The sequence below is a fragment of the Amycolatopsis xylanica genome (genome assembly GCF_900107045.1).
In the GTDB taxonomy this organism is placed as follows: Bacteria; Actinomycetota; Actinomycetes; order Mycobacteriales; family Pseudonocardiaceae; genus Amycolatopsis; species Amycolatopsis xylanica.
The window spans coordinates 279,992-291,469 of sequence record NZ_FNON01000005.1 but is presented as its reverse complement, the minus strand read 5'-3'; the positions used below and the strand labels follow the sequence as shown (position 1 = coordinate 291,469).

Annotated in this window: 10 protein-coding genes; 4 read left to right on the top strand and 6 right to left on the bottom strand. The window is 64.9% G+C overall.

Features of this window, described 5'->3' with window-relative positions:
• Window positions 1–3: 3 nt before the first annotated feature.
• The 3 genes from BLV57_RS24245 to BLV57_RS43400 all read right to left on the bottom strand — a co-directional run bounded on the left by BLV57_RS24245 (window position 4) and on the right by BLV57_RS43400 (window position 1,086).
• Window positions 4–288 (bottom strand): hypothetical protein, encoded by a 285-nt coding sequence (locus BLV57_RS24245; protein ID WP_091292397.1) that lies wholly within the window; start codon window positions 286–288, stop codon window positions 4–6.
• Complete coding sequence (locus BLV57_RS24240) at window positions 285–680, bottom strand: DUF948 domain-containing protein (protein ID WP_091292395.1); 396 nt, start codon at window positions 678–680, stop codon at window positions 285–287. Before BLV57_RS24240 ends, BLV57_RS24245 begins: the two co-directional genes overlap by 4 nt.
• Before the next feature lie 229 nt (window positions 681–909).
• Window positions 910–1,086, bottom strand: a complete 177-nt coding sequence (locus BLV57_RS43400) for a hypothetical protein (protein WP_176968788.1) — start codon at window positions 1,084–1,086, stop codon at window positions 910–912.
• A 233-nt stretch (window positions 1,087–1,319) separates the two neighbouring features.
• On the opposite strand from BLV57_RS43400, the gene BLV57_RS24235 reads away from it, so the two are divergent.
• The gene (locus BLV57_RS24235; RefSeq protein WP_091292393.1) at window positions 1,320–3,380 is read left to right on the top strand and encodes a phosphocholine-specific phospholipase C; all 2,061 of its coding nucleotides are present in this window, start codon (window positions 1,320–1,322) and stop codon (window positions 3,378–3,380) included.
• A gap of 177 nt (window positions 3,381–3,557) precedes the next feature.
• Here BLV57_RS24235 and BLV57_RS24230 read toward each other — a convergent pair whose 3' ends face one another.
• Window positions 3,558–5,975: a LuxR C-terminal-related transcriptional regulator gene (locus BLV57_RS24230; protein ID WP_091292390.1), complete on the bottom strand. Its 2,418-nt coding sequence runs from the start codon at window positions 5,973–5,975 to the stop codon at window positions 3,558–3,560.
• Window positions 5,976–6,022: 47 nt separating this feature from the next.
• On the opposite strand from BLV57_RS24230, the gene BLV57_RS24225 reads away from it, so the two are divergent.
• Entirely contained in the window at window positions 6,023–7,195 is a 1,173-nt protein-coding gene (locus BLV57_RS24225; RefSeq protein WP_091292388.1) for a cytochrome P450, read from the top strand.
• A 77-nt stretch (window positions 7,196–7,272) separates the two neighbouring features.
• On the opposite strand, the gene BLV57_RS24220 is transcribed toward BLV57_RS24225, so the two are convergent.
• Window positions 7,273–8,640, bottom strand: a complete 1,368-nt coding sequence (locus tag BLV57_RS24220; protein ID WP_483860468.1) for a replication-associated recombination protein A — start codon at window positions 8,638–8,640, stop codon at window positions 7,273–7,275.
• Window positions 8,641–8,706: 66 nt separating this feature from the next.
• On the opposite strand from BLV57_RS24220, the gene BLV57_RS24215 reads away from it, so the two are divergent.
• Together BLV57_RS24215 and BLV57_RS24210 are read left to right on the top strand one after the other, a co-directional pair.
• The gene (locus BLV57_RS24215) at window positions 8,707–9,450 is read left to right on the top strand and encodes a metallophosphoesterase family protein (protein ID WP_091292386.1); all 744 of its coding nucleotides are present in this window, start codon (window positions 8,707–8,709) and stop codon (window positions 9,448–9,450) included.
• A gap of 115 nt (window positions 9,451–9,565) precedes the next feature.
• A complete protein-coding gene (locus tag BLV57_RS24210; protein WP_091292384.1) occupies window positions 9,566–10,540 on the top strand; it encodes a DUF222 domain-containing protein in 975 nt (324 codons plus the stop codon).
• A gap of 33 nt (window positions 10,541–10,573) precedes the next feature.
• On the opposite strand, the gene BLV57_RS24205 is transcribed toward BLV57_RS24210, so the two are convergent.
• On the bottom strand, window positions 10,574–11,419 hold the full coding sequence (locus BLV57_RS24205; RefSeq protein WP_091292382.1) for an SGNH/GDSL hydrolase family protein: 846 nt from the start codon (window positions 11,417–11,419) through the stop codon (window positions 10,574–10,576).
• Between the last annotated feature and the right edge of the window lie 59 nt (window positions 11,420–11,478).

Here is an 11,478-nt window from a genome sequence, read left to right as displayed (position 1 = left end):
GCCTTACGCCCGGCGAGCTCGCCTGGCCGCGGCGTGCCGCCCCGCGGTCGCGCGCGAGGTGAGACCGGTGCGGTCCTCGACCATGTCGTGCAGCTCCTGTTCACGCTCATTCATCCCGGCGCGCACTTCCGCGCCGAAGGATCCGACAGCGCCCGCGAGTTCACGCACGGCGTCGCCCAAATTCGAGGCTAACCCAGCGGGCGTGGCCTGACGAGCGGTTTCAGTCGCTTTGCGCGACAACGCGACACCCGCGACGACGCCGACACCGAGCCAGAAGAGGCGCTTCACTGCTTCCTCCTGCGACCCGGGCGCGCGGCCTTCGCTTCCTTCTTCTTACGACGGGCCTTGATCGCTTTGCTGACCCCATAGGACAGTGCGGCGGTCTTCACCAGCGGGCCGCCCAACGTCGCGGTGAACACCGACGACAACGCCGAGACGTTGCCGCTGACGGCCTGCGCGTTGGCGGTGATGCCGTCCACCCGTTCGAGCTGGGTGTTGACGTGCGTGATGGTCTGGTTCGCGTTGACCAGCAACGGGTCGGTGCCGTCGTTCGCCGTCTTGATCGCTTCGGTGGCTGCGTCCAGCGTGCGGCCGAGCTTGAGCAGCGGAATCGCCAGCAGCAACACCAGCAGCACGAACGCTCCGGCGGCGATCAGCGCGGCTATTTCCACTGCTGACACGGGCCCTCCTCGAAGTCATGGGTGATTGCTGGTCAGGCTACCGCGCTGGGAGTCGTTTGCCGGGACTGCCCCGCCCGTCGGTGGCTCTCGGTGGCCGACCGGTGGCTAGCCGGGTTACTCGGCGGCGACCCGGCCGGCTTCCGCAGCCGATTCGTCGTCGAAGCGAACACGCGATCACGCGTTGTCACCGGGCACGTCGATGCTTTCCGTGCTCGGTGCGAGCACTCGATCAGTTCGGGCGAACCGCGGCGAAAAGCACAGCCATGTCGTCATCGCCACGTCCAGCGTCGACCGCGGCCTGAAGGTGCGTCATCGTGGCCCGCGCCCCGGCGAGGTCGGCATCGGACGCGGCGTCGAGCACGAGCTTCGCGTCCTTCAACGCGAGCCGCGCCGGGAAGCTGGGCAACGTAGTACGGATTGTCGCGATCAGTATCCAGCGAGCTACGCCGAAGATCGCAGACCTGCGACTTTACGGGGGGGGACGCCGCCACCCGGTACTGGCCGTATCCGCTGGTGCGAGCCGTACTGAGTCTGCCAGTGCATGGCTACTCGCTGGCAACGGCCGATCACCGGTCGCCCGCGATTCATAGACCCGTCGGGTTCTTGTGCCGTTCATCTCGCTCGGCAAAGGTTCCAGGCATGCCTGAACTGTCCCGCCGCCGTCTCCTCGGCGTATCCGGAGCCGCGATCGCCGGCTCCCTGTTGCCCCCGTCGGTCCACGCGGCCATGGCCGAACCCATGCGCCGAGGTGGTCTCGATCGCGTCGAGCACGTGATCGTGCTGATGCAGGAGAACCGGTCGTTCGACCATTACTTCGGCTCACTTCGAGGTGTCCGCGGCTTCTCCGACCCCCATCCGCTCGAGCTGCCGGACGGCAAGTCGGTGTTCGAGCAGCCCAACCCGGCGGGCGGCACCGTCCTCCCGTTCTCTCTGCGGAAGGAGGCCGAGCGCGAAGGCCGCGATCCGTCGGACATCCAGTACCTCGGCGATCTCGACCACAGCTGGGGCGGCACGGGCAAGGCATGGGCACGGGGCTGGAACAACGGCTGGATCGGCGCCAAGAGCCCGGCCACGATGACCTACTACGATCGCCGCGACATCGCGCTGCAGTACGAGCTCGCGGACACCTTCACAATCTGCGATGCCTACCACTGCTCGATCTTCGGTTCGACCAACCCGAACCGGAACTTCCTCTGGACCGGAACCGTCGGAAATGAGCCGAACGGCACCCGTGCGGTCACCAACGCGGCGTACTCCTACGACCACCCTGGCTACGAGTGGACCACCTACCCGGAGCGGCTTGAAGCAGCGGGCATTTCGTGGCAGATCTACCAGGAATGGGACAACTTCACCGACAATGCCGTCGAATACTTCGTGCCGTTCAAAAAGATCGGCAAGAAGATTCTAGCCGGAGTGGACGGCAAGTATCGCACGACCGAAGAGTTCTACTACGCGTTGTTCGACAAATCCGAAGAGGATCGGAAGAAGCTGCTCGCCCAGTTCGACGCGGCTGTCTCCAAGCTTACCCCCGCCGAGCAGAGCCTGTTCCGCAAAGCGATGTACCGCGGTGAGCCACTGACCTTGGCGAGCAGGTTGCGCGCCGACATCAAGGCCCACAGACTGCCGAAGGTCAGCTGGCTCGTCCCGTCGGCGGTGGACTCCGAGCACCCTGGCGCGTCGACTCCGGTCGGCAGCGCGAATCTCATCTACAACGTGCTGGACGCCATCGCGTCGGACCGGGAGACCTGGTCCAAGACGGTATTACTGATCAACTTCGACGAAAACGACGGATACTTCGACCACGTGCCACCGCCGGTTCCGCCTGGCAACGCAGCCAACGACGCGGACCACTACAACGGCCAGCCGCTCGGATTCGGCCCGCGCGTGCCGATGACGGTCGTTTCCCCGTGGACCATCGGCGGGTATGTGGATTCGACCGTCTACGACCACACTTCCGTGCTGCGCCTGCTGGAACGCTGGACCGGAGTGGCAGAGCCGAACATCAGCCCATGGCGCCGTCGAGTCGCCGGCGACCTGACAGGAGCCTTCGACTTTTCCAACGCCGGAAGGCCACCGCGAGTCGCCCACCCCGGCCCGGTTCCCGCGCCGATCACGCGCTGGCACCCTAAGCCGCCAGCCGAGCAGAAGCTGCCGACGGCCGAACCTGGCACGCGCCCCGCACGTCCATTGCCGTACCAAACAACCGTCTCCGGTGCGCTCAACGACGCGGGAAACCTCGTGGTCCGCCTCGCTAACAGCGGCCGCTCCTCGGCACATTTCGCCTTGTACGGCTACAAGGGCGAGCTTGCGGAACCGTCACATCAAGACGTTCAAGACACGCTCTCACAAACCCTGCCCCTGAGCGGGGACACGTACCGCGTGGTCGTTCAAGGCCCGAACCGCTCCTGGTGGGAGCTAGCAGGTAGCCGCCTAGGATCGGCCTCCAAGGTCGACGTCCAGACACGCATCCTGACCTACCGTCGCGGTGTCGAGTTCAAAATCGTCAACGGCGGCGCTTCATCGCTCACACTGCGGCTCGCCTCCGACCGTTCCACTCGCGTGGTGCGTCTAGCCGCTGGACGCTCCGCCCAGGTGGCTTGGCCGACATCCGACGGCTGGTATGACGTCCGTGTGACCGCCGACGGCGACCCCTCGTTCCTGCGTACGCTCACAGCCCGAGTGGAGGACGGCCGAAGCTGACGTTCACGAGGGTGCTGCCTACTCGGGCAGCACCCTCTCGTCTGCTCGATCCCCACTAGGCACTGTTCTTCGTCGGACCACGAAGACGTAGTCCCCCTTGGTCTGTGAACTCCAACGAACCGCCATATAGGTCGTTATACGGTGGCGCCCGGCCAATGCACACACGGCGATCGCCACCTATTCGACGTTTTCTCCCCTTGCGACCCAAGCGGCGACCTCCGCGCGAGAACGTACGTCGAGTTTTCCCCGGATACGTTCCAGATGGGTGGCGACGGTCCGGCGAGATACTCGCAACCTGCGCGCAATGCGCTCATTGGTCATCCCGTCGGCGACCAACGCGGCGATCGTGTGCTCGCGCGTACTCAGCACCACAGTCGGCGGCGGGACTACGCCGTTCAAAGCGTAGTCCGCCAGACAGGTCAACGTCATCCGCTGCCCCGCTGCCGAAGCCACTGCTTCGCGTGCTCCGAGTCTGCCTGCCGCTATCGCCGCGGCGGCATCCACTCGCTCAGCCCAGACCGGTTCCCCGGTGGTGCGAACTTGTCGGCGGACGGCGGCCGCACCGTGAATGAGCCGGATGGCACGATCGTCGTCACCGAGTTCAGCGGCCACGATGCCGAGACCTTCCAACCCGTGCACCAGGTGGTATGGATTTTCGCGGCCCATTGTCAATGATTCAGCGAATCTTTCAGCGGCACTGTCCACATCTCCCCTGATCAAAGAAAGCACGCCAGAGGTGTGGAGCAACGCGATGACCATATTACCGGATCCAAGATACTGCGCCAGCGGCAAAGCTTCCGCCAGCAATTTCTCAGCCAGGTCTTCTTCTCCCCAGTTAAGGGAAACCCAGGCGACGTTGTTGAGTGAACCCAGTAATGCGACAGGGTCGCCCAGCCCTCGCAGGATCCGCAGGCTTTCCAAGTAGCTTGGGCGAGCCGCTCGATACTCACCGGAACAGAACAACGCATGGCCGAGGTCATCAAGCGCTTTCGCCAAGCGCGCCGGCCGGTCCAGTGCTCGTTCGATGTCAACGGCACGCCATGCGTAGCCGAGCGACTCGGCTTGGTCGCCGAGAACGGAGGTCGTCGTCGAAAGCGCCGAAAGCACCAGCCCGGCATTCGCCGCGCCGGTCGCCATGTCCAGCGCGGCCCGCAGCATGCGATAGGTGTCCTCGAGGTTGATCCCATGACGCAGCCAGTGCTTACCCAGCGCGAACGCAAGCGCGCCATGGCGCTCATCGCGACGACTGGACATCCATTCGACGGCTGCGACCAAGTTAGGCCAATGCGCGTCAATTGCCTCAAGGACAGGCACCGGCATCATGTACCGCCCTAGATGCGGCTCGACAAGCTCCACCAGCCAATCGGCGAGTCGATCATGCGTGGCGTCGCATTCACCGGCAGCCTCCAGGCGATCACGGCCGTAGATCCGGATGGATTCCAGCTGGCGAAACCAGACGGAGTCGCCTTTGGGCACCGGTACCAGCAGAGATTTGGCTTCAAGACTCGCCACGAGGTCGAGCGTCTCCTTGCCGTGGCCCGCCACGGCCTCAGCGAGTTCGATCGGGAATGAGCCGGCAAGAACTGAAAGGCGCCGCCAGAGCTCCTGTTCGCCCGGCGCGAGCAGCTCATAATCCCAGCCGATCGCCGCTTCCAGACTGTCGTGCCTTGAGGTCGCGGTACGTGTACCGAGCGAGAGCACATCGAGCTTGCCGTCCAACCGGTCCAACAAATCGGCGGGCCCGAGCAGGCGCACGCGGCGGGCCGCGAGCTCGATCGCCAGAGGCATGCCGTCCAGCCGACGGCACAGCGCGGCGATCGTAGACGCGTTGGCATCTGTCAGCTCGAACCCGGGATCGACCGCAGTCGCCCGGTCTACGAACAAGCGGACGGCATCGGAGTGACCCGCTTGCGCGGCTGTGAGCACTTCGCCAGTGACCGGCAATGCGAGTTCACCCAGCGGGAACGACTGCTCCCCTCGGACACGCAGCGCTTCCCGGCTCGTCGCCAGGATGCGGACAGACGGACATGACGTCAACAAGGCTTCGACCGCGTCAGCGCAGCGACGGAGGACGTGTTCGCAATTGTCCAAGACGAGCAGCAGCTTCCGCTCCCCCATCGCCTCGGCGAGCTTCTCCGGGGCAAGGCCGGAACCGGTCCGGATGCCCACCGCACGTGCTATCGCCGGCACGACGAGATCACCCTTGGGGATGACGGTCAGGTCTGCTTGCCAAACCCCATCGGGATACCGATGACCATCTCGCTGTTGCCTGGCTGCGACCTCCCTCGCCAACCTGGTCTTCCCAGCGCCCGCAGGACCGGTTACGGTAACCAGCCTCGAAGCATTGAGCAATCTTCCCAGTTCGGCCAATTCATCATGACGTCCTACGAATGAATCAGGGAACTCGGCAAGGTTTCCAGCGATTTCGGAAGCACGGCTCTGCTTGGTCCTCAGTCGGTAAGCACGCTGACGGCACGCACTAGAGCAGTAGCGGGATCGTCCTCCCTCGGGGACGGGCCCGCCGCACGAGGCGCAACACAAACGTAACGGTGCGCCGTTTGCCGACTGCTGCGCACCCGTCTCACTCGACACCATTTCACTAAGCCGCGCTTTCCGTCCACCAGACCCGGGAACCCGAGGGAATGACACTCCGCTTCGACACACTGGACCCCGACTTCATCCAGAACCCCTACCCCTTCTATCGCAGGCTTCGCGAGCGAGCACCGGTGCACTTCGAACCGGCTCTGGGCGGCTGGATGATCACCCGCCACCAGGACGTGCAGCGGCTACTGCGACACCCTCGGCTGAAGCGGTCATCCACGGACGAAGCCGTGCCGCATCGAGTGCCGGACGACAGCCGGACACGACGCCTCGTCGATGAGGCGTTCACCAGACCTATCGTCGACGCGATGTGGCCGAGAATCCATCGGCTGGTCGAGCGACAACTGGATCTGGTTGCTGATGCTCCGTTCGTGGAGCTCCTCGCCGACTTCGCCGAACCACTGGCCGCACTGGTACGGCTCGAACTGCTCGGCGTGCCTGCTCAGGCCCACGAAACGATTCTGGCCTGGTTCGCCGACATCGCGCCCGTATTCGGCAGGACTCCTGCCGAACGTGACCCGATCGGCGTAGCGGCGAAGGCCGCGGACGCCACGGCGGCCTTCAGCGCCTACCTCGAAGAACTCGTTGAGATCCGGCGCCGCGAACCACGCCCTGACCTGCTGTCCAGGCTGACCACGGTCAGAGACGACGACGGACCGCTGAGCGAGAACGAACTCATCCGGCAAGTCCTGCTCCTGCTCGTATCTGGCACCGAGACAACCGTGCACTACCTCGGAAACGCCGTACACACCCTCCTGCGGCATCCCGATAAAGCCGACGAGCTACGTGCGGATCCAGAGATGATCGACACCGCCGCCGAAGAGTTGCTGCGCTATGACGGGCCGGTCTCGATCGGCGCTCCGCTGACGACCGCGGACTGCCTGAACTTCGCCGGCTACCGCATCAGGCCGGGCGACCTGCTGTATCCCGTACTCGGCGCGGCGAACCGCGACCCGAGACAATTTCGCAACCCTGAGTCCCTGGACCTGCGGCGACCGGTCGGAACAGTGTTCGGGTTCGGGTGCGACAATCCGTGTTGCCTTGGCGCGACGCTGGCGAGGATGGAGGTCAAGATCGCGCTGACAGGCCTGCTGCGCCGCTTCGCGCATCTGCGACTCGACGAGGACGCTCCGGCCCCGGTATACCGACCGGACCCACTGCTGCGCGGCCTCGTCTCGCTACCGGTGCGAGTCGATGCGCCAGTGCCTGCGTGATCTAAGTCTCCGAATGCGCGTCACAAGTGCGTGCGGCTCCGGCGCGCTCCGACTGTGCCTACCCCAGCCGTGCCTCTCTAGCGTTCACCACGGATGGTGCGACGCAGCTTCGGCACTCGCTCAGCGAGTGTCCGTTCCACGCCACGCTGGGTCGGATTGTAGTAGTCCTGCCCGACAAGAACGTCGGGCGGATACTGCTGCGTCAGCACGCCTTCGGGCACATCATGCGGGTAGCGATATCCCTGCGCGTTGCCGAGTTTCGCGGCACCCGCATAGTGCCCATCACGCAGATGCGGCGGCACGGTCCCGATCTTGCCGGCTCGCACGTCAGCGAGCGCGGCATCGATACCGGTGATGACCGCGTTGGACTTCGGGGCCGTCGCCAAGTGGATCGTCGCCTGTGCCAGCGCGATCCTCCCCTCGGGCATGCCTATGAACTGCACCGCGTGCGCGGCGGCCACGGCCACCTGAAGTGCCGTCGGATCGGCCATTCCGACGTCTTCGCTCGCGTGCACGACAAGTCGCCGCGCGAGGAATCGCGGATCTTCTCCCGCTTCGATCATACGCGCGAGGTAGTGCAACGCGGCGTCCACGTCAGACCCGCGAATGGACTTGATGAAAGCGCTGATGACGTCGTAGTGCTGGTCACCATCACGATCGTAACGAACCGCCGCCTTATCCACAGTGGACTCGACGATCGCGAGATCGATGGTCTTGTGTTCGGTTGCGGAAGCAGCGTCCGCGGCTGCCTCCAAAGCGGTCAACGCACGACGCGCGTCACCGGATGCCAGACGTACGAGATGCGCGCGAGCCTCATCTGCGAGCTGGAGCTCGTCGGCCAGTCCGCGCTCATCCGTCAACGCACGCTCGATCAGCTGCTGAATATCGTCGTCGGTCAAAGGACGAAGCTGCAGGACCAATGACCGCGACAACAGCGGCGACACGACGGAAAACGACGGATTCTCGGTGGTCGCGGCGACAAGCAGCACAGTACGGTCCTCGACCGCGCCGAGCAGCGCGTCTTGCTGGGTCTTGGAGAACCGGTGAACTTCGTCGATGAACAGCACGGTGTTCTCGGCGTTGTAATTACGGCGGCGCCGTGCCTCCTCGATGACGCCCCGCACCTCCTTGACACCGGCGGAGAGCGCCGACATGGCGACGAACCGCCGCCCAGTGGCAGCCGACACCAGGTTGGCCAGTGTCGTCTTGCCTGTCCCCGGCGGACCGTAGAGCAGCACGGACGCCGGCGCGGCGCCTTCGACGAGGCGACGCAACGGCGCGCCCTCCTTGAGCAGGTGCTGCTGCCCGACGACCTCGCCGAGCGTTCTGGGCCGCATCCGGACAGCCAGCGGCGAACCCGCGGGCACGGCCTGCGGCTCATACCCACCAGTCGGCGCCGGCGGCGGCCCAAGGTCGGGGTTCACGGTGAACAACTCATCCTGCACACCCCCGACGTTAGCCGACCGCGAACAGCACTGGGCGCGCATGTCGGCTGACACGATGCTGGACCCATGCTGAACCAAGTAGCCGTTCTCGCCGACATCCACGGAGTACTACCCGCGCTCGACGCGGTACTCGCCGAGCCGGACCTCCAGGCGGCCGATTTGATCGTGCTGTGTGGCGATGTCGCTGCCGGGCCGCTGCAGGGTCCCACGCTCGACCGGCTGGCCGGCTTGGGTAGCCGGGCCCTGTGGGTGCGCGGAAATGCCGACCGCGAGATGGTCGCGCTGGCCAGAGGGGAAGAGATCACCGTTCCTGATCCCATCGCCACGTGGGCGGCGGGCATGGTCGACATCGCACAGGTAGCTTTGCTCGATGCTCTCCCGACGTCGATGACGCTGGACATTGCCGGCTTCGGCGAGGTTTTGTTCTGCCATGCGACACCACGAGACGACGAAGAGATCGTGCTCGTGGACAGCGCGTTAGGCCGCTGGAACGAGGTTCTTGACGGCGTATCGGCAGAAACCGTCGTCTGCGGACATACGCACATGCCGTTTGCCCGGCTGGCCAACCAGCAGCTCATTGTCAACCCCGGCAGTGTGGGCATGCCCTATGGCTCATCTGGAGCCCATTGGGCGTTGCTCGGCGAGCACGGAGTGCAGCTCAGGCGGACGAAGTTCGACGCCGAGGCCGCTTGCGCAGCCATCACCAAGACGTCCGGATACCCGGACATCGAGGAGTGGGTGGACTTCTTCGTGCGAAGTCAGGCGTCAGATGTGACGGCGCTGGCAGCGTTCAAACCTCGCGCCGGTTAGCGCTTCTGCACCACTCGCCCTCAAAAAGCGGCTAACTGGGCCAAAACACGACCATCGACAGTCGCTGGAGGCCTGAAGTCGCGGTTCTGTCGGTGGCCCGGGTTACTCTCGCTGCATGATCAAAACAAACGGCCAGACCGTCCTATACATCATCACCGCTGAGGAAAGGGAGGCGCTGAAGACGCTACTGCCCGAGCAGCAAGGAATCGGTATATGCGCCGATGCCTCCGCATTGAGCGAGATGCCGGAGACATCGTTGGTGAACCTCATCGACAGCACGAACACGATGATCGCGCAGCATCAAGCTCTGCGGTACCGAGCCATCGCAGAGCTGAACAGACGACGAAGACGCTCGAACGAGGTACCAGCCTTGCTGGCAGCCGCGCTCAACGTCGGCCATGACCAAGCACAAGGGCTCGTCGCCGATGCGGATGCGCTTGTCAACCGTCTGCCGAAAACACTGGGGCTCTTGGAACGCGGTCTCTTGGACGGCTCGAAAGCAGCGACAGTCTGTAAGTCCACCGCGAACCTATCCGACGATGATGCGCGCTCCGTAGACAAAGCACTAGAAGATCGGCTGCCGAATAAGACGGACGACAGCAAGGTGCGTAGGGCCGCGAACTACGAAGCCGACAAGGCTGACCCCGAGCGACACGCCCGCCACGCCACTCGGCGAAACGATGCTGCCCGGAAGGTTACGGTCACACAGCACCTGGTGACCCGCTCGACGTCACTGTTCATCCGCAACTGCGAGCCCGCGAAGGTCGCCGCCGCCTACGAACGCATCGACCAAGGAGCTCGAAGACTCAAGACCGCCGATGAAACGCGCTCAATGGACGAGCTTCGCGCGGATGTCGCTCTGGAGCTCCTGCTGTCCAGGCGAAAGCGGCGCTCGAACTCACGGCGCCGTTTCCCCGCATCAGGCTGCGACGACGCTCGGCGCGCCGGAAGGCAAAGCCGAGCTAGCCGGAAGTCGAGCAGTACTGGCCGACCAGCCCAGGGCGAACCCGCCACAGCGTCGCCTACGAGCAACGTTCCCGAGCCTCGAGCAGGCGAGCAGCCCGTTCATCGCTCGCATGGAGGTGGTTGATGATCTAAGTAAGGGTGAGGACACTCGTAGTGGTCACCCTCGCCGGGACTCCCTGGCCCGCCAAGAACGCCACATGATCACCGCTGCGTACGGAACGAAGTCGCGCCCTCGGCGCCAAAGCCAAGGGATACCCTTCAGCACCAGCCAGCCCACGTGATCGGCCGTGCTCGGGTCGGCGCCACCGGAACAGGTCAGGCTCACCGGCTCGGGGATTTTGAACCCGGCCTCGGCGATCAGTCCGGCGAATCCGTCGGCGAGCAGCCGGTGTCCGAGCTCTGAGGGATGCAGCCGGTCGACGCTCCATACGCTTAAGTCATAGGCGCCGGGAAGCCGGTCGAGGTCGAGGCACGGCACGCCTTCGCGCGCCACGACGCCGTCGATGGCAGCGTTGAGCTCGCCGATTCGGCTCGTGAGCGCCCGGCGCAGCGACGATGGCAGCCGGAAGACCTTGCCGTGGTCGTGGAAGCGAACCGGCACGACCGTGGTGCCGACCGCGGCCAGCTCCCGGATGATCGTGGTCAGGTCAGCCGCGATCTGCTCGGCGTCGAAGTTGGAGCGCAGCGTGTCGTTCATGCCGACGATGAGCAGGGCGACATCCGGACGGTGGGCCACCGCGGCCGGCAATTGCTCGGTGAGCACGCACCGCATCCGCGCACCGGTGAACGACGGGTTGAGATAGCCATCCGGCTCGATGCCCAACGCAGTGGCCACTAGGGGGCCCACTCCACGCCAGCCGCCACGATTCGGCAGGGGATCGCCCAAGCCCACAGCCGTCGAGTCGCCAAGGACGACGAGACGCCGCGCCTGCCTGAGGTTGGGCGCCGAAGGTTCAGGTGTCTCGGTGACTTCGAAGCTCATCACTGTCACGGTGATGACCATCGAGCACGCAGACTCACCTGCGGTGATGCTGGGGTAACGCGACGAGGGCGCGTCGGCGA

Coding starts and splice junctions, on each gene's coding strand:
- BLV57_RS24210 (WP_091292384.1), top strand. CDS start 9,566: ATGATCAAAACAAACGGCCAGACCGTCCTATACATCATCACCGCTGAG.
- BLV57_RS24225 (WP_091292388.1), top strand. CDS start 6,023: ATGACACTCCGCTTCGACACACTGGACCCCGACTTCATCCAGAACCCC.
- BLV57_RS24215 (WP_091292386.1), top strand. CDS start 8,707: ATGCTGAACCAAGTAGCCGTTCTCGCCGACATCCACGGAGTACTACCC.
- BLV57_RS24230 (WP_091292390.1), bottom strand. CDS start 5,975: ATGGTGTCGAGTGAGACGGGTGCGCAGCAGTCGGCAAACGGCGCACCG.
- BLV57_RS24205 (WP_091292382.1), bottom strand. CDS start 11,419: ATGGTCATCACCGTGACAGTGATGAGCTTCGAAGTCACCGAGACACCT.
- BLV57_RS24235 (WP_091292393.1), top strand. CDS start 1,320: ATGCCTGAACTGTCCCGCCGCCGTCTCCTCGGCGTATCCGGAGCCGCG.